We start from the raw sequence: 17,957 nt of genomic DNA on the forward strand, positions 1-17,957 counted from the left end.
GCACGTCCGGTCGTGCCGTACGAGCCCCGCCGCGTTCCGTCCGGCCCGCGTTCCGTCCGGCGCGCGGGCCTGCCGGACGGATGGACGTCCGGCGGTTCGGTCAGAAGTTCCTGGCCGGCAGCACGCCCCAGGACCCGGTGACGGTCCTGGCGAGCACCTCCGGGTCGGTCTCGACCGGCGTCGAGTCGGGGATCAGGACCACCGCGCTGCCCTGCCGCACGAGCGCCCGGCGCCACCACTCCTCGCCGCCCTCCCGGTCGGGGAAGGAGACGGGCCGGCCCCGGAAGAGGCTCTTGCGGTAGCGGGAGACCTCCACCTGGTCCCGGCGGCGGCGCAGCGCCCACCCCTTCCGCTCGGCCGGCTCTCCGGGGAGGTCCACCGGCAGGTGGTGGCCGCGCTCCATGTGGTCGAAGCCTTCGAAGGCCAGCAGGTACGGCAGCGGACTGTACGTCTCCCCGACGTGGTCGGTCACGAACGCCGTGAAGCGCGGGACCAGCAGGAGGCCGGCCAGCGCGCTCACCTCCGGGGCCGCGAGGGCGACGGCGTGCGCGTGGAACGGCAGGCCGTCGGGGAGGCTGCGGGACCTGGTGGTGAGGACACCGGGAGGCAGGGCGCCTCCGGCGTGACGATGAGTATCGGACACGACATCAGAGAGTAGGGGTTCCGATGGCGGCGGTGGTTGGATTCGGCCAATCGATCCAGGAATGGCACATTCGCCCTATTTTGCCGAAGAGTTGTTCGGGGCGCTCCCCTCTGTGGTGCGCACCGGCCCCGCCGGGGGCGGGGCCGGTGGGGGAGGGGGCTACGGGCAGTTCTCGTCGATCTTGTACTGGAGCGCCCTCGGGTAGTCGTGCCGGCTGAGCCGGACACGGGCCAGGATTGGCGCGTGGTTGATGTCGTTGCCGGGGTCGGCGATGTCCGTCAGGAGCGTTTCGAGCTCGGCGTGGGTGGAGAGCTCGAACCCGTGCATCCGGTCCTTGTCGGTGCCGAACACCTCGGCCAGCTTCTCGTACCGCCACGGGTGCAGCACGTTGTAGAAGTCGGCCCCGTCCGACGGTCTCTCCTTGTAGTAGCAGGGGCTGACCAGCATCTGCTCGATGCCGTAGAAGCCCTCGTTGTCCAGGACGAAGACGACCGGCCGCAGGTGGTGGCGCACCTGGGTGGACAGCTCCTGGCAGATCTCCTGGAAGGAGCCGTCCCCGACGAACACCAGCGGGCGCCTCAACGGCTGCTGCCGGCCCAGTGCCACGCCGGTGGCCGCGCCGACCGAGTAGCCGATGGACAGCCAGCTGTTCTGCGCCAGGAAGCCGGCCCGCTCGGGGATCCGCAGGTTCATCGAGCCGAGCAGCGCGAACGCGGCGTCCGAGACGACCGTGAACGGCGAGGGGGCCTGCGGGTCCCCGCCGGTGGCCCGGTGCTCCAGGAAGAAGTTGACGTGCTCGAAGAAGCTGTCGTAGGTCAGCTCCTCCGGGTACCGGTCGGTGCTCAGCGATTCCAGGAAGTCGGCCGTGCTGGCCGGGACGTCCAGGCCTGCCGCGTGGGCCAGCGCGAAGTGGTCGGCCGGGAAGGTCTGCCCGACCAGGGCCTCGCGCAACGCGGTGATGAACCGGCCGAGCTGGACCTCGGGGAAGTACTTGGCGCCGACGCTGACGCCGTCGCGGGCCGCCACGATCCAGTCGTCGCCGATGGACTGCTCGCCGCCGAGGTTCTTGGACGTGGACCAGGTGCCCAGGCCGATCCGGCACCCCGTGTTCTTGAAGGTCTTCCGGATCTCCGGCAGGCTCGCCTTGCCGTTGTAGACGCCGGCGAACAGCGGGTGCCGTTCGGACACCACGGACTTCGCGCCGACCGTGGTGCAGAACTGCATCCGGGTGGACTGCACGAACTCCAGCAGCTCGTTCTCCAGCCGCAGGCGGACGAGTTCCTCGCCGGCCCAGACGATCGGTGTGCCGAACTTCCCGATCAGCTCCACCGCCGCCGTGACGGCCTTCTCCAGCATGTCCTTGTTCCGCTGGGTGAACGGCCGCTCGTGAGCGCGGAGTTCACCCAGTGGAGGATCGCAGGGCGCGTGCCAGAGGTCCTCCATGACCTCCAGGTAGACGGGCTTGCGCTGGGTCAGGCACGCGGTGATCGCACTGTCGATCTGCGAGGCCGCGAGCCCCGGGTTGGAGAGCACCTGCGCGTCCACCGTGACCTGCCGGTAGACGTCCAGGTTGCTCTCCCGGCGCGGGCTCATGTGCGAGGTGAGCAGGCCGACCGCCTGGTAGTTGAGCCACTGCTCGTACGAGGGCGCGGCGTTGATCGCGATCAGCGGTACGTCCTCGACGTAGGCGCCGCCGATCGTGTTGAGCAGGCTGAACGCGCCCACCCCGTAGGTCACCGCGACGGCGCCGACGCCCGGCTGGGCCGTGCCCGGTTCGGTGTCGGCGGTCCGCACCCGGGCGTAGGCGTCCGCGGCATAGCCGCCGCCCATCTCGGTCGGGGTGCCGATCCAGCGGACCCCGGTGGTGGCCTGCATGATCGTCAGGAACGGGCCGAGGAAGTCGCCCGGCACCCCGAACAGGTGCCGGATGCCCAGCTGTTCCAGCCTGGTGGCCAGGTAGCGGGCCACCGTCCAATCGTCGTCGCCGCTCATCGGCTCATCGCCTCCTGTTCCTGCCGGCCTTCCCGGCCGGCCCGCGTCTCCGGCCGGATCTCCGGGCGGGCCGGAGGCGGCGGCGGTGGCGCCTCGTGGACGGCGATGGCCGCCCGCACCGCGGTCTCCACCGCGCCCTCGATCCAGGCGTGCTTGAGCGAGACGTGCTCGCCGGCGAAGTGCACCGGGCCCTCCGGCTTGACCACGTCGAGGTGGAAGCTGGTCATCTGGTGCGGGGTGTACACCGCCGCCTCGCCGAAGGCGTACGGGTCGCGCAGCCAGCTCTGGGTCTGCCCGTAGCCGGTGTAGAACACCTCGATCCGGCGGCCGTGCACCGACTGGAGGTTGCGCAGCGCGTAGACGTAGCGCTCGTCGTCCTCCATGGAGTCCCAGCGCACCGCGTCGTCCGACCAGCTGTAGCTGGCCAGCACCACGCCGCCGCCGTCGCCGCCGGGCACCGGGTGCGAGGGGTAGTACATGAAGCGGTTCGGGTTGTCGGTGGTCGAACCGCCGCCGAAGCAGTTGGTGGCGGGGCGTACGCTCGCCCGCAGCAGCGCGGTGTGGCGGTAGACGTCCTGCTGGGCCTGGCTGATCCGCCGCTCGTCGACGCTGGAGTGCGCGCCGAGCAGCACCGCCGGCAGGTCGCGCGGCGGCCGGTGGCCGTTGTGGGAGGCGGCCACGGCCGCTTCGGCGTCCTCCTCGCCGGCCCGCTGGTAGTACTCGTACAGGCCGGGCGCGATGGAGTCGAGTTCGGTCTTCCACTCCGCCTCGGTGAACTCCCACCAGCGGCGGGAGAACTCCAGCAGCACCTTGGTGGCCTGGTCGTAGTGGGTCTCGATGATCGCCCGGCGCTTCTTGTACGAGAACGGGGGCGTCACCTGGACGAAGCGCAGGGCGGAGAACGGGACCGTGACGATCGCGAAGTCGCCCGTCCAGACCTCGGGTTCGGCCTCCGGATCGCCCTCGGGGACGGTGTGGACGGCGACCCGCGGCCCGTTCGGGCCGACGGTGAGGCCCCCGCCGCCGTCCCGGTGCGGGTCCCAGTACTCCATCCGGATCATCCGTTCGCCCATCCGCAGCTCCTCCCGGAGGTCCTGGGCGAGCGCGTGGGGCAGGTTCCAGCTGCCTCCCGCGATCTCCCAGTAGGTGGCGGTCGGGTTGATGTCGCTGCGGCCCAGGAAGGTGTGGAAGAAGGCCAGGTGCAGCCGCGAGGTCATGTTCTCGATCGTGCCGATCGCCTCGATGGCCTCGTCGCTGAAGCCCGCGTACTCGCGCAGGAAGCGGCCCATCGAGTAGCCGTCGAAGTCGCGGATCACCCGGGCCCAGCCGTCCAGCCACTCGGCGAACGGCTTGTTCTCCCGCTTGCCGTCCTTGACCACCGAGTAGTAGTCGCGGACCGGCTCCAGCGCCTGGTTGACCATGTCGGCGGCGGTGACCCGCGCCTCGTCGCCGGTGAGGTGGAAGCCCTCGTTGACGCAGCTCGGGTCGGCGGCGTACTCGCCGCGGCGGGCCTGGATCCGGTTCGTGCGGATCCAGGAGTTGAAGCGCTTGTCCGGTTCGAGGAAGGCCGGGCTGTCCGGGCCGTACTTCCAGACCTTGCCGGGTTCGAAGGACTCGTAGACCACCGGCGGGGCGGGCGCGTCGAGGTTCCCGGTGTCCGGATCGACGTCGACGTTGAAGAACAGCTGCCGCTTCAGGCCGAGGCTGTCGACCAGCGCCAGGGTGAGCGGGTGGAAGCTGGGCAGTCGCATCGCCCCGGCCTCGGCGTACTGCTCCGGGTCGTAGAACGGCCCGTCGGTCTCGTCGTCGGTGGTGCGGAAGGTCTTGATCCGCCCGCCCACCCGGCTGGCGTTGGCCTCCAGGACGGTGACGTTGTGCCCGGCGTCCTTGAGCAGCTTTCCGGCGACCAGACCGGCGATGCCCGCGCCGACGATCAGCACGTCCTTGGGCTCGTCCGTCCCCGGGATGCCGTTCTTGATCAGGACGTCGAGGTAGCGCAGCTTCAGGTCTTCGTCGTCCGGACCGATCAGCAGCAGTTCGCGTGCCAGCTGCCGGCTGGTCTGCCGGTGGGCGCGATCGCCGGCGGTGCCGGTGGGGGTGGTGGTCATGCGCGGTTACCTCGCGGCGAGTGGGTGGCAGGGCAGGATGATCACGAGATGTGATGGGTCCGCCACCCAACGTAGCCTTCGCGTCGAGAGTCCTGTCAACCGGAGGCCGTCCGCCCGGTGGGTCGCGCGGAGCCGCCGGACGCCTCCGCTCATGCCGAGAGGCAGCCCCGCCGGGGCTGCCTCTCGATTCGATCTCCGTGGCTCCGCCGCGGTCAGCGGTTCTCGGCGGCGCCCGACACCCGGGCGATCCACTCCTCCACCTCGTGGGAGCCGCGCGGCATCGCGGCGGAGAGGTTCTCGTGACCGTCCTCGGTCACCAGCACGTCGTCCTCGATGCGCACGCCGATGCCGCGGAACTCCTCCGGCGCCAGCAGGTCGTCCGCCTTGAAGTACAGGCCCGGCTCGACGGTGACGATCATGCCCGGCTTCAGCTCGCCGTCCATGTAGTCCTCGCGCAGCAGCAGCTGGCAGTCGTGCACGTCCATGCCCAGGTGGTGGGAGGTGCCGTGGACCATCCAGCGGCGGTGCCAGCCGCCGTTCTCCGGGTCGAGGGTCTGCTCCAGGGTGACGCCCTCGGGCAGCAGGCCCCACTCGTACAGGTGCCGGGCGATGACCTCGTTCGCGGCGGCGTGGATGTCGCTGAACCGGTTGCCGGGCCGCACCGCCTCCATGCCGGCCCGCTGCGCCGCGTGGACGGCGTCGTAGATCCTGCGCTGGACGTCCGTGAAGCGGCCGTTCACCGGAAGGGTGCGGGTGATGTCGGCGGTGAACAGCGAGTCGATCTCGATCCCGGCGTCGACCAGGATCAGGTCGCCCTCGCGGACCTCGCCCGTGTTCCTCGTCCAGTGGATGGTGTTGGCGTGGTCGCCGGCCGCGCAGATCGACTCGTAGCCGATCCCGTTGCCCTCGTGCCGCGCGTACAGGCCGAAGACGCCCTCGACCCAGCGCTCGCCGCGGCCCTTGCGGACGGCCTCCGGCAGGGTGGTGATGATCGCCTCGAAGCCCTTGTGGGTGGCGGCGATCGCCTTGCGCATCTCGCCGACCTCCCACGCGTCCTTGACGATCCGCATCCCGGACAGCTCGCGGGCGAGCTCCGCGTCGGCCTCCTGCTGCTCCTCGGCGGTGAGGGAGGTGCCCGCCTGGGTGCGGACGGTGTCGACGAGCTCGGCGAGCTTCCGGTCGGCCGAGCGCACGACGCGGAGCCGGGCGGCCGCCTCGTCCTTCGCCAGGTCGGCCTCCAGCTCGTCGATGTGGCGGGCGGTGAGCCCGAGCCGCGACTCGACGTCGGCGATGGTCGGGCGGTAGCCGACCCAGAACTCCCCGTACCGGGAGTCGGTGTAGAACTCCTCGGTGTCCCGCGGCGCCGGCGGGCGGAAGTACAGGACGGCCCGGTGCCCGCCCTCGGCCTCGGGCTCCAGCACGAGGACGCTGTCGGGCTCCGCGTCCGAGCCGATCCCGGACAGGTGGGCGAAGGCGGTGTGCGGACGGAAGGTGAAGTCGGTGTCGTTGCTGCGCACCTTCAGGCCGCCGCCGGGGAGGACGAGCCGCTCGCCGGGGAACCGCAGGGACAGGGCCGCACGGCGGCGGGCCGCGTGATCGGCCACCTCGGCGCGGGGCGCGGGGGAGCGGTCGTCGGCCGCCCATCCCGAGGCCATGAACTCCCGGAACACGGTGCTGACGGGGGTGTCCCGGTGGCCGGCCTTGGGCTGATTCTCGCTGGTCATGCCAAATATCCTGTCATATCGAACAATTACGTGGAGCTTGACGGCCGCTCAGGATTCCTGTGCGGCCCGGTCCTCTCCGGGGGAGGAGGCCTGCTCGCGGCAGCGCACCATGAACGACCGCTCGAAGACGATGACGGTCTCTCCCGTCGACTTCGTGCCCGTCGTCTCCACCGTGATGATCCCCTGCCCCGGCCGGGACCGGGACAGCCGCTTGTCGAGGATCCGGCTGGTCGCGTAGAGGGTGTCGCCGACGAAGACCGGGTCCTTCAGCCGGACCCTGTCCCAGCCCAGGTTGGCCACCGCCCGCGCCGACAGCGCCTGCACGGTCATCCCGCCGATCAGGCACAGCGTGATGCCGCTGTTGACCAGCACCTTCCCGTACTCGGCGCCGGCCCCGTAGTGGGTGTCGAAGTGGAGCGGGTGCTGGTTCATGGTCAGCAGGGTCAGCCAGGTGTTGTCGGCCTCGGAGAGGGTGCGGCCCGGCCAGTGCCGGATCACCATGCCGGGCTCGAAGTCCTCGTAGTCCCCGCCGTGTTCCTCGACGTACTCGTTGTCGTTCACCCGACGAAGCGTCATACCGCCACCATCACATTGTCGGAACTGCTGATGCTCCCGCGGACGTTGACGATCCCGGCGGTGCCGTCGCCGTAGAACCGGCAGAACAGCCCGGCCGGGCGGCCGCCGAACACCAGCGGGCCGAGCACCGGGGCGACGTCGACGTCCTGCGGTTCGTCGGAGCCGTCGGTGATCAGCGAGACCTTGCAGCCCTGGGGCCGCACGAACTGCTGCACGATGCTGGGGCCGCTCGCGAGCGCCTCGCCGACGGCGGACTCCCACGCGGCCTGGTCGGTCTCGCGGCCGAGGACCACCTGCTTGCCGCAGTCCCCGAGGGCGGCCTTGAGCACCAGCTGCTCCCGGTTCGCCAGCACGAAGGGGAGCAGGTCGACCTGCCGGCCCTCGCGTTCGGTCTTCCGCTCCGAGAGCACCCGGGTCCACGGCAGGTACCGCTCGACGAGCCGGCGCTCGCCCTCGGTCATCCAGGGCCGCCCTTCCGACAGCAGGCCCATGGTGAGCTTGCTGTGCAGGAAGGTCGACGTCTGGGTGCCCACCAGCACGCAGCCGTTGTCGAGGGCGTCCTGGACCGGGGCGGTGTCGATCCCCGCCTCCAGCCAGTCCGGGATGGTGAAGTTCCGCAGCCCGATCGAATGGCGCAGGTGCGGCGCGCAGTCCCAGGCCCGGTGCAGCTCCTCCGGCTCGAAGAAGCGCGCGGTCAGGCCGTGGCTGTTGTAGTAGTCGGTCTCCATCTCGAAGTACCGCGGCTCCACGCCGGGCACCCGGGAGCTGCCGACGACCGCCACCCGCGGCGCCAGCGCCAGGTCCGCGGCGAGCGAGCGGAACATCTCGGCGCGGACGGCGAGCGGGTTCGGGGAGCGGTACGGGACCCGGCCGTCCCGGTCGGCGTGGAGGCCGTTCCACACCGCCAGGCGGCTCTGCGTCTCCACCACGCCGCCCAGCGCGCCGCTGACGTTGAACTCCAGGAACTGCGGCCCGTCCGGCCCGATGACCAGGTCCGGCCGGACCACGCTGTCGGCGTACCGCTCCTCGACGAAGGCGTCGTCGATCCACAGCCGGTCCTCTTCGGCGGGCATGCCGTAGGCGGCCAGCCGGTCGGCGTTGGTGCGCCCGGTCTCCAGGGCGGTGCGGCGCAGCAGTTCGACCAGCGCCACGCTCACCCGGAAGACCTCGGCGTAGGACGCGCGCGGGATCGCCATCGGCGCCGCGGGCAGTACCGGCTGGTAGGGCCAGCCGGTGTCCCGGAGCTCATGGCGCAGCATCTGCCGGATCGTCTCCGCCGGCGCGGCGGGCTTGATCCGGTGCGTCCCGAACCACGGGTGACCGTTCGCCCCGCCGAGGTCCTCATGCGTGCCCATCCGGCACTCCCTCCCTTGTCGGCTCGGCGGCGGCGGACGGCTCGCCCGCCTCCCGCTGGGCCGCTTCCTGCCGGGCCGCTTCCTGCCGGGCCGCCCGGTGCTGCTCGAACAGCGCCACCGCGGCGGCGGTGTCCTCGATGGCCATGCCGACCGTGCGCAGGACCGAGGTCCGGCCGGCCACGGCGATCTCGCCGTTCACCAGCCGGCCCACCTCGTACAGGTCCTCGGCCCCGATCAGGCCGCCGGTCAGCGCGGCCCGGACCTCGCCCGCGCCGTCCAGCGCGGCGGTCCGCTCCTCGACGACGGTCACGGCCTCGGCCAGCAGGGCCGGGTCGAGCTCGACGGCGTCCGGGTGGGTGCCGCCGATCACGTTCACGTGCGCCCCGGCGGCCACCCAGCCGGCCTCGACCACCGGGGTGGCGTCGTCGGTGGAGGTGGCCGTGCAGATGATCGGCGCACCGGCGACGGCCTCCCTCGCGGTGTCGTGGACGGTCACCCGGACGGGCCGGTCCGCGGTGGCCCGGACCCAGTCCGCGAGCTCCTCGGCGCGGGCCCGGGTGCGCGAGTGGATCCGGACGGTGCGGATCGGGCGCACCGCCGACACCGCCCGGATCAGCGCGCGCGCCTGGACGCCCGCGCCGATCACGGCCAGGTCGTCGGCGTCCTCGGGGGTGCACCAGCGGGTCGCCAGGGCGGCGACCGCGCCGGTGCGGACGGCGGTGAGTTCGGCGCCGTCCAGCAGGGCGGTGATCCGCCCCGTCTCCAGGTCGGTGAGCGCGACGATCCCGTGGATCAGCGGCAGCCCGCGGCCCGGGTTGTCCGGGGTGAGCGTGGTGACCTTGACGCTGCCCACCCCGCGCCGCTCCCAGACGGCGGGGCTGACCAGCAGCACGCGCTGGTCACCGTGCTCGACGACGGTCCGGGCCGGGGAGGTGGTCCGGCCGGCGGCCAGGTCCACGAACATCTCGCCGAGCACGTCGATCACGCGGATCATCGGCAGCGGTCCGGCCATGTCGGCGGCGCCGACCGTGACGGGTGCGGCGCTCATGCCCGGCCGCCCTTCCCGGCGTCGCCGCCGTCGTCGTTCGCGGTCGTGCCGTCGTTCCCGGCGTCGTCCGCGGGGGCGGTGCCGAACCGGCCCGCCCAGGCGTCCTCGCGGGCGACGGTGTCGCGCGCCCGCCGGGCGAACGGCGGCCCGACCATGTTGCCGTCCAGCACGGCGATCCCGCCGTCGGCCGCGGCCACGGCCTCGGCCACCCGGCGCGCCAGCGCCAGTTCGTCGGGCCGGGCCCGCAACACCCGGTTGATCACGTCGAGTTCGCGCGGGTGGACGGTCGCCTTGCCGTGGAAGCCGAGCGCCCGGACCCGGGTGGTCTCCTCGGTGAGGACGTCCGGTTCGGCGAGCCGGTAGTTGGCGGTGTCGACGCAGGCCGTCCCGAACCGGGCGCAGGCCATCGCCATCGCCTGGCGGGCCGCCAGCATGGCCTCCCAGCCGATGTCGACCCCGATCGTGGCGGCCAGGTCGGCGGAGCCGAACACCAGGCCGTCCGCGGCGCGCGCGATGGAGTCGATGCGGCTGACCGACTCGACCGTCTCCACCGTCACGTAGACCTCGGGGCGGGCGCCGGCCGAGGCCAGCATCCGGCGCAGCAGGTCGACCTCCTCCGCGGAGGTCACCATCGTCATCAGGACGATGCCGGCCTTCACCTGACTGTCCGCCAGCATCAGCACGTCGTGCACCGCCGCGAGGCTGCCGAGCTCGTTGATGCGCACCGCGACGTTCGCCGGCCGCGGGGCCTTCTCCAGCGCGGCCCGGCAGACCTCGCGGGCGGCCGGCTTGTCGGCGGGCGGGACGGAGTCCTCCAGGTCGATCAGGTGGACGTCGGCGTCGTACGACCACGCCTTGACCACCCGGTCCAGCGACAGGGCCGGGGTGTACAGGATGCTGCGCGGTACCGCCCGGGCCGTGCCGGTCACTTGGCCACCGGCCGCGGCCCGGCACCCGCCGGGAGCGCGCCGGCCTGGATCAGCGCGGCGGCGAGCCGGCGGATCTGGTCCTCGGTCTGGCCGGCCCGCAGCATCACGCGCAGTCCGGCGGTGCCGCGGGCGACGATCGGGAAGAACACCGGCGAGGTGTAGAAGCCCGCGGCGAAGACCTTCCTGGCGGCCTCGACGACCGTCTCGTCGGTCATCGGCACGACGCGGATCGGGAAGGTGGCCTCGGCCTGCTCGGTGGTGACCAGCGAGTCGAACAGCGAGATGTTGGCGCGCAGCTTCGCCTGGAGCCGGTTCAGCTCCTCGGTGCGGTGGATCTCGGCCGAGGCCATCGCCGCGCCGACCGCGGCGGCGTTCATCTTCTGCGAGTAGCCCAGCGGGCCGGCGAAGCGCTCGATGAGGCGCCGGGTGTCCTCGGAGTAGCCGTCGAGCAGGATCGCCGTGCCGCCGGCCCCGAAGCCCTTGGTCAGGGTCGCGACGGTGATGGTCCGCTCGTCCAGGATCGGGGCGTGCGAGCGGACGTAGCCGATGCCGCGCTCGCCGTACGCGGACAGCGAGTGCGAGTCGTCGTAGAAGACCAGGAGGTTGTACTTCTCCTGGAGCACGGCCAGTTCCTCGACGGGAGCGTAGCCGCCGAGGCTGTCCGAGCCGTCGACCACGTAGCAGACGCGCTCGTAGGTGCGGCACTTGTCCTCGAGGAAGTCGAGGTCGTGGTGCCTGCTGGTGACCACCTCGGTCTCGTCGGCGCAGGCCGGCTTGGCGTTGCCCATCGAGACGTGGGCGTTCTTGTCGAACACCATCAGCGGCCGGGTGCCGTTGCCCAGGTGGCCCGAGGCGATCAGCGGGAGCAGGCCGGTGCTGGCCGCGGCGGTGGACAGCGCGCTGATCACCATCGCGCCGAAGAGCTCGCCGAGCGACTCCTCCAGCTCCAGCAGGACCGAGGTCTGGACGCGGGTGCGCGGGATGCAGTGGTCCAGCACGCCGAAGCGGCGCAGCGACTCGACCGCGCCGTCGATGACCTTGGGGTGGGTGTCCAGGTCCAGGTAGGAGCAGACCGTGAAGTTCACGAACTCGTGCCCGTCGGCCATCGTGAAGACGCCGTCCTGGAGGTCGCCGACGACACCGGCGACCCCGTTCTCGTAGGACGTGTTCCAGAAGGTGTTGCCGATGCCGATGAGCTTGTCGTTGTTGCGGTACAGGTGGGCGGGGGTGATGGACTTGCGGTCGCTCATCAGGAGTTCACCTCGGTGGGCTTGTAGCTGTAGACACCCTTGAGCCTCCGGTAGGCGTACGTGTACAGGGCGACGCCGAGCACGTGCGGCCTACGGAGGATCTTCTTGGACTTGAGCCAGAAATTGACGTTGATGTTCATGTCGTCCAGCGACTCGGCCTGGTGCCACCAGCCGAGCGGCAGGTAGAGCATGTGGCCGGGTTCGAGGACGAAGTCCCGACGCTGGGCGAGCTTGGCCGCCAGCTTCGGGTAGCGCTTCAGGTCGACGTCGTCGAGGTCGAACACCCGGGACTTGTCACCGTACCCGCGCAGGATCGACCGCGGGTAGTAGTCGCGGACGCCCGGGGGAGCGATGATGAAGCGCTTGCGGCCCTCGAGCGCGATGTTGAAGTTCTCGAACTCATCGAAGTGGTTCTTGGTGAACACGCCCTGGTGGCTGATCCACAGGTTGGCCGCGTACAGGGCGTTGCCGTAGCCGAAGAACTCCTCGGCGTCGAAGCCGATGACGGCGTTCACGTCGGCCGGGCTGCTGCGGATGTTGGACACCACCCGGTGCCAGGTGCCCGAGTTGGTGAGGTGGCGCTCGTCCGCGAAGAACTCGCGGAGCCGGATGTCCCGGGTCTCCCACCGGCCCGGGTGGTTCTTGTCGCCCGGCTCGCTGAACAGGGTGACGGTCATCTCGGCCAGCCGCGCGGCCACTTCGTCGCGGCCCAGTCCCTGCACGCTGTCCGGGAGCTTGATCACCACGGGACGGTCGGCCTTGTACAGCCCCTCGGGGCCGACGGCCATGAACTGGTCGAACGTCATGCGGGTGACTTCGACACCCGCCGTCCGGCTCGACCCGGACGCGGTCTCCGGTACTGCCATGTCGCTTTCCCTGCCCTTCTTCTCGAACTTCTCGAAGTCGTCGGATGCGATGGATGCGATGGTCAGACGCGGGTCCCTCGCCCGCTCAGCTCGGTCACCACGTCCACGATCAGGTCCTCCTGACCGGCGATGGCCTGCCGTCGGCCGAGCTCGAAGAAGACGTCGCGCGGGTCCACGCCGGCGGCCGCGGAGAGTTCGACCACCCGGTGCTTGAACCCGGAGAACACTCCCGCCAGGCCGCTGACGATGCTCATCGAGGCGGTCACCGGCGGTGCCGGCATGAGTTCGCGCTCGGCGAGGTCGGCGGCGTCGAGCAGCGCGTACAGGTCGATCCCGGTGGCGTACCCGCTGCGCTCCAACACCGGTGCCAGAACTTCGAGTTGGGTGTTGCCCGCGCCGGCGCCGAAGCCCCGGGCGCAGCCGTCGAGGATCAGCGCGCCGGCGTCGGCGGCGGCCACCGAGTTGGCCACGGCCATCCCGAGGTTGTTGTGCCCGTGGAAGATCACCGGGAGGCCGTCGACCGCCTCGACGATCGCGCCGATCCGCGCGGTGACGTCCGCCGGGAGGAAGTGCCCCGCGGAGTCCATGATCCCCACGGCCTGCGCCCCGTACCCGACGGCCCGCGCGGCCTGCTCGGCCAGCTCGGCGGGCGTGGCCATGTGACTCATCATCAGGACGCAGTGGCCCTCGGCACCGGCGTCCCGCAGGAAGCCCAGGTGGCGCTCGGCCAGGGACGTCTCGGTGGCGTGCACGCCGATGCGGACGACGTCGACCCCGTGGGCGATCGCCCGCCGGAGGTCCTCGGAGGTGCCCCAGCCGGGCAGCATGAAGACGCCCATCCGGCTGTTGCGCAGCGCCTCGCGGACGGTCGACAGCATCTCGTCGTCGCTCACCGCGGCCTGCCCGACCTGGAGCGAGGAGGCGCCCAGCCCGTTGCCGTGGCCGACCTCCACCACCGGGATCCGCGCGGCGTCGGCCGCCTCCGCGTACCGCCTCAGCGCGGTGACGCCGAGCCGGTGGCGGACGGCGTGCTGGCCGTCCCGCAGCGTCGGGTCGTGGATCAGCACCTGCTTCACGAGGCCACTCCCGTCCGGGCCGCCCGGTCGGGCCGGGTCGCGTACTGCTCGGCGACCATGACCGCGGCGGAGTTGATGATGTCGAGGTTCCCGGCGTACGGCGGCAGCACGTCGCTGTGCGCCGTCACCTCCACGGTGATCGTCACCAGGTCCCCGGCCGCCGTGCAGGCGATGACCCGGTAGCCGGGGGCGAACGAGCGCACCTGCTCGGCCACCCGGTCGACCACCGCGCGCACCGCGGCCGCGTCGGCGTCGGCGATGCGGGCGTGGACGGCCGTACGGAACGTCGCCGGGGGCACCGCGGGGCTGATGTTGAGGATCGCCTTGACGTCGCTCACGCCGGAGAACGTCGTGACGGCGTGACCGGTGGTCGCCACGTACTCGTCCAGGTTCATCCTGGTGGCGCGGCCCGCGACCTCGCTGGCCACGGTCGAGACGACCTCGAAGTACGTCACCGGGAAGCTCGCGGCGAGCGCGTGCACGACCGGGACGGACGCCTGGCCGCCGCAGCTGATCAGATTGACGTTCCGTCCGGTGGTCGACGCGCCGGTCACGGTGGGCGCCACCATCTGCCCGACCTTGCTGGGCGTCAGGTCGATCACCAGCGTCCCGAGCGGTTCGAGCAGCCGCCAGTGCTCCCGGTGGGACGCGGCGCTGGTGGCGTCGAAGACGACGTCGAACGGGCGCGGAGCGGCCAGGAGGGCCTCGATGCCGCCCGCGGTGGTGGCGTAGCCGAGGCTCTCGGCGTACCGCAGGCCCGCCGACTCCGGATTGCGTCCGGCCACCAGCAGGCACTCCAGCGCCGGGGACCGGTCGATCTTGCTCACCAGGTCCCGGCCGATCGCGCCGGTCCCGATGACGGCGACGGTCACCGGATCGGCGACCTGGGGGCGGGGGCTCCTCAGAGCCGCCGCGGCACTCAAGGCCTGCCCCCGTGGGCGCCGGGGCGGCGGTTTCGCTGATGGTGCACGAGGCGACGGCAGGTGATGCCGGTATGCCTCATCGCATCCGGTTCGCAGGTACCCATGAACGTTGCCCTCATCCTTCGATGTGCGGGGCTGCTCCGCGGCAGCCCTGACTGCAGACACTCAGGAGACTCGCCGGGACGTGGTCGATCCCGGACCGTGTGTCGACGTGGTTCGTTCACGCGGCCTCCGGCGCGGTCGACGGCAGGCACTGCCGGCGGACCACCGCGAGGCGAAGCGTGAGGAAGTCGATGCGTGGTCGCGCGTTTCGGGAAACGCGGACACTCAAGACCACGCGACCGCCGGTCGTCGCGCTGAATCGGTCGTGCACGAGCACGACCCAGGGGGTCTTGACGCGGTGTGTGAAAGCCCGGTGCCAGGCATGCCCTCCCATGCATGCCCGTCGGCCGCTGCCGATTCAGGCCCAGCGGCGGCGAACATATCAGAAGACGGCAGTTCACGGACCTGCCCGGCGGCAGGGAATTTGATCTTCTTTCGGGCACGTCCGGCCGGTCGGACCGATGCCGGCGATCTTTCTCTCGACGCTTTCGCGGACGCCGACTATTGTCGGTTTCCGCATGCTCCTGACCACGCGGGCCTCGTCGTTCGACGACGCCTTGATGGGGCGTCAATGACGGAGCGGCACCTTTCGGAGGGGAACCCATGGACTGTCGGCTCTACTGCCGCGCGCTGTCATGAGCGCATCGACAATGGAAGAGGCCGGCTCGCAACCGCTGCGCCTGGGCCGGGATTTCTCACGGCTCTGGTGGTCCGCCGCGGTCTCCTCGCTCGGGGACGGCGCCACGATCGCCGCCAGCCCCCTGCTGGCCGCCCGGCTGACCGACGACCCCCGCCTGATCGGCGCCGCCTCGGTCTGCTTCACCGCGCCGTTCGTGCTGTTCGGCATCCCGGCGGGCCTGTTGGCCGACCGCGTCGACATCCGGAAGATGATGGTGCGCGTCGACATCGTCCGGGCCGCCCTGCTCGCGACGCTCACCGCCGGGATCCTCGGCGGCTGGGGCGGACTGCCACTGCTCTACGGGTGCATGTTCCTGCTCGGCACCGGCGAGGTCCTCAGCCGCAACGCCGCCCAGGTGCTCGTCCCGTTCATCACCCCGAAGGCCGGGCTCTCCATCGCCAACGCCCGCATCATGGGCGCGCAGGAGGCGGGCACCGGCTTCATCGGCCCGCTCCTCGGCGCGCTGATCTTCGGAGTGGCGGTGGCCCTGCCCTTCGGCGTGGACGCGGCCACCTTCCTGTGCTCCGCCGTCCTGGTCAGCCGGATCCGTCACACCCGGCCGATCGAGCGCGGAGCGGACCGGGCCGGCGTGATGTCGGAGATGATGGCCGGCGCCAAGTGGCTGTTCTCGCACCAACTGCTGCGCAGCCTCGCCCTGGTGTCCTGCTTCATCAACCTCGCCGGCAACGCGATGCTCGCCGTGCTCGTGGTGTACAGCGGGAAGGACCTCCACCTGGGCGCGTTCGGGTACGGCGTCCTGCTCGCCTGCCAGGCCGTCGGCGCCGTCCTGGCCTCCCGGTTCGCCCCCGCCCTGACGGAACGCCTCGGCCGGGAGGGGGCGCTGGTCGCCACCGCCGTCCTGATCACCGTCAGCGAGACGGTGCTGGCCACCGTGCCCTCGGTGTACGCGGCCGGCGCGGCCCTCACGATCTTCGCCTGCGGGACGGTGACGTGGAACGTCGTCGTGGTCGTCCTGCGGCAGACCCTGGTGCCGCAACACCTGCTCGGGCGGGCGAACAGCGTGTACCGGCTGGTCTCCTGGGGCGGACTGCCGCTCGGCGCGGCAGCGGGCGGCATCCTCGCGGCCGAGATCGGCACCCGTGCGGTGTTCGGCGTCGGCGCCGCCGCCATGGCCTTCGTCGCGGTGGCACTCCTCGCGGGCGCCCGCCGCCACTGGATCACCCGCGCCGAACAGGCCGCGTCACCCGCCGAGACGAACTGAGCGCGCGGCCGCGCTCACCCGGTACCACCCACTAGCGGAACAGGACATGCGATGACGACCACGAGCCCTTCCAGCCCGCCCGGATCGCGGTTGAGCCACGCGTACGGGGAGCGGCTCGTGGCGCGGCACGCGTCGACGGGCGGCCACCAGGGGGGAAGCCACCCCACGGCCGCCGCCCGGGCGTCGGCCACCCTCACCCTGGCCTACCAGGACCGGTTCCTGAACGGCCCCGCCTTCCTCGGCGAGACCGAGCGCCGCACCGTCGTCGAGGACCTCCACACCGTCTACGGGCTGCTGCGCTCGCTGCCGGAGCGTCTGTTCGGCGGCAGCATCACCGAGTTGGCGGCGGCGGTCGGCCTCGACCCCCTGCAGTCGGCACTGATCACCCGCAGCGCCCGGACCGGGACGCTCCACCCGCTGGGGCGGGCCGACCTCTACCACGACGGCACGGGGTTCAAGCTCCTGGAGTTCAACCTCACCAGCGCGCTCGGCGGCTTCGAGAACGCCGACATCAACCGGGCGATGCTGGAGTACCCGCCGCTGGAGGAGTTCGTCCGGCAGCACGGGCTCCGCTACGAGGACACGCTGGGCCACATGGTGCGGACCATGCGGGCCGAGTGCGCCGCGAACATCCCCGCCGACCGGGCACCCGTCGTCGCCGTGGTGGACACGGTGGAGAACTTCGCCGTCGTGGGCCCCCGGCTGGGGGTGCTCGCCGCGAAGCTCGCCGACCACGGAGTCGAGGGAATCGCGTGCGACCTCAGCGAGTTCACCTACCCCGACGGCCGCCCGACGGTCTCCGGCCGGGCCGTCGACGTGGTGTTCCGCTACTTCCTGCCCGAGGACCTCACCGACCCCGCCTCGGCGGCCCAGCTGGAGCCGCTGCTGACCGCGGTCGAGCAGGGCAAGGCCGGCCTGTTCAGCCGGCTGGACGCCGAACTGTACGGCAACAAGGGCACCCTGGCGATGCTCTCCGACGAACAGCACCGCGACCTCTTCGACGCCGCCGAACTCGCCTGCCTCGACCGGCTGTTGCCGTGGACGCGCTACGTCCGCCCGCACGCCACCGACCCCGGCGGCAGCCGGGTCGACCTGGTCGCCCACGCCCTGGCCCACCGGCACGAGCTGATCCTCAAGCCGACACTGCTGCACGGCGGCCACGGCATCACCGCCGGCTGGGAGACGGATCCGGCGGAGTGGGAGAGCAGGGTCGCCTCGGCGATGAACGGCCCCTACGTGCTCCAGCGGCGGGTGCGCCCCGCCGCCGAGCCGTTCCCCGACGGCGCCGGCGGCGTGCGGGACCTCTTCCTCAACTGGGGCCTCTACCTGGGCGCCCGCACCGCCGCCGCCGACGGCTACGCCGGGGGCTTCGTCCGGGCCAGCGCCGACCCGGCGGTGGGCGTGGTCAGCATGGGCAGCGGCGCCCTGGTCGGCTGCGTCTTCCACGGCGGCGAATGACCGAGG

Annotated in this window: 14 protein-coding genes; 2 read left to right on the forward strand and 12 right to left on the reverse strand. The window is 71.6% G+C overall.

Going from position 1 to position 17,957, the window contains the following annotated elements; genetic code table 11:
• Window positions 1-100: 100 nt before the first annotated feature.
• The 12 genes from ACFRAR_RS23640 to ACFRAR_RS23695 all read right to left on the reverse strand — a co-directional run bounded on the left by ACFRAR_RS23640 (window position 101) and on the right by ACFRAR_RS23695 (window position 14,490).
• Window positions 101-643, reverse strand: coding sequence for a hypothetical protein (locus ACFRAR_RS23640; protein WP_380700137.1), 543 nt, complete (start codon window positions 641-643; stop codon window positions 101-103).
• Window positions 644-802: 159 nt separating this feature from the next.
• Complete coding sequence (locus ACFRAR_RS23645) at window positions 803-2,635, reverse strand: alpha-keto acid decarboxylase family protein (RefSeq protein WP_380700138.1); 1,833 nt, start codon at window positions 2,633-2,635, stop codon at window positions 803-805.
• Complete coding sequence (locus ACFRAR_RS23650; protein WP_380700139.1) at window positions 2,632-4,743, reverse strand: FAD-dependent oxidoreductase; 2,112 nt, start codon at window positions 4,741-4,743, stop codon at window positions 2,632-2,634. Before ACFRAR_RS23650 ends, ACFRAR_RS23645 begins: the two co-directional genes overlap by 4 nt.
• 212 nt (window positions 4,744-4,955) lie before the next feature.
• Entirely contained in the window at window positions 4,956-6,467 is a 1,512-nt protein-coding gene (locus ACFRAR_RS23655) for an aminopeptidase P family protein (RefSeq protein WP_380700140.1), read from the reverse strand.
• Between the two features lie 48 nt (window positions 6,468-6,515).
• Complete coding sequence (locus ACFRAR_RS23660; protein WP_380700141.1) at window positions 6,516-7,043, reverse strand: MaoC family dehydratase; 528 nt, start codon at window positions 7,041-7,043, stop codon at window positions 6,516-6,518.
• The gene (locus ACFRAR_RS23665) at window positions 7,040-8,398 is read right to left on the reverse strand and encodes a hypothetical protein (protein WP_380700142.1); all 1,359 of its coding nucleotides are present in this window, start codon (window positions 8,396-8,398) and stop codon (window positions 7,040-7,042) included. The genes ACFRAR_RS23660 and ACFRAR_RS23665 overlap by 4 nt, the downstream gene beginning before the upstream one ends.
• Window positions 8,385-9,446: an ornithine cyclodeaminase family protein gene (locus tag ACFRAR_RS23670; RefSeq protein WP_380700143.1), complete on the reverse strand. Its 1,062-nt coding sequence runs from the start codon at window positions 9,444-9,446 to the stop codon at window positions 8,385-8,387. The genes ACFRAR_RS23665 and ACFRAR_RS23670 overlap by 14 nt, the downstream gene beginning before the upstream one ends.
• Window positions 9,443-10,375 (reverse strand): HpcH/HpaI aldolase/citrate lyase family protein, encoded by a 933-nt coding sequence (locus tag ACFRAR_RS23675; RefSeq protein ID WP_380700144.1) that lies wholly within the window; start codon window positions 10,373-10,375, stop codon window positions 9,443-9,445. The genes ACFRAR_RS23670 and ACFRAR_RS23675 overlap by 4 nt, the downstream gene beginning before the upstream one ends.
• Window positions 10,372-11,625 (reverse strand): aminotransferase class I/II-fold pyridoxal phosphate-dependent enzyme, encoded by a 1,254-nt coding sequence (locus ACFRAR_RS23680; protein WP_380700145.1) that lies wholly within the window; start codon window positions 11,623-11,625, stop codon window positions 10,372-10,374. Before ACFRAR_RS23680 ends, ACFRAR_RS23675 begins: the two co-directional genes overlap by 4 nt.
• On the reverse strand, window positions 11,625-12,491 hold the full coding sequence (locus ACFRAR_RS23685; RefSeq protein ID WP_380700146.1) for a cupin-like domain-containing protein: 867 nt from the start codon (window positions 12,489-12,491) through the stop codon (window positions 11,625-11,627). The genes ACFRAR_RS23680 and ACFRAR_RS23685 overlap by 1 nt, the downstream gene beginning before the upstream one ends.
• A 62-nt stretch (window positions 12,492-12,553) precedes the next feature.
• A complete protein-coding gene (dmpG, locus tag ACFRAR_RS23690; protein ID WP_380700147.1) occupies window positions 12,554-13,567 on the reverse strand; it encodes a 4-hydroxy-2-oxovalerate aldolase in 1,014 nt (337 codons plus the stop codon).
• Window positions 13,564-14,490 (reverse strand): acetaldehyde dehydrogenase (acetylating), encoded by a 927-nt coding sequence (locus ACFRAR_RS23695; protein ID WP_380700148.1) that lies wholly within the window; start codon window positions 14,488-14,490, stop codon window positions 13,564-13,566. The genes dmpG and ACFRAR_RS23695 overlap by 4 nt, the downstream gene beginning before the upstream one ends.
• Window positions 14,491-15,227: 737 nt before the next feature.
• Here ACFRAR_RS23695 and ACFRAR_RS23700 point away from each other — a divergent pair.
• Both ACFRAR_RS23700 and ACFRAR_RS23705 read left to right on the forward strand, forming a co-directional pair.
• Window positions 15,228-16,493: an MFS transporter gene (locus ACFRAR_RS23700; RefSeq protein ID WP_380700149.1), complete on the forward strand. Its 1,266-nt coding sequence runs from the start codon at window positions 15,228-15,230 to the stop codon at window positions 16,491-16,493.
• Window positions 16,494-16,544: 51 nt separating this feature from the next.
• Window positions 16,545-17,951: a hypothetical protein gene (locus tag ACFRAR_RS23705; protein WP_380700150.1), complete on the forward strand. Its 1,407-nt coding sequence runs from the start codon at window positions 16,545-16,547 to the stop codon at window positions 17,949-17,951.
• Window positions 17,952-17,957 lie beyond the last annotated feature (6 nt).

Source organism: Kitasatospora sp. NPDC056651 (assembly GCF_042792155.1).
Taxonomy (GTDB): domain Bacteria; phylum Actinomycetota; class Actinomycetes; order Streptomycetales; family Streptomycetaceae; genus Kitasatospora.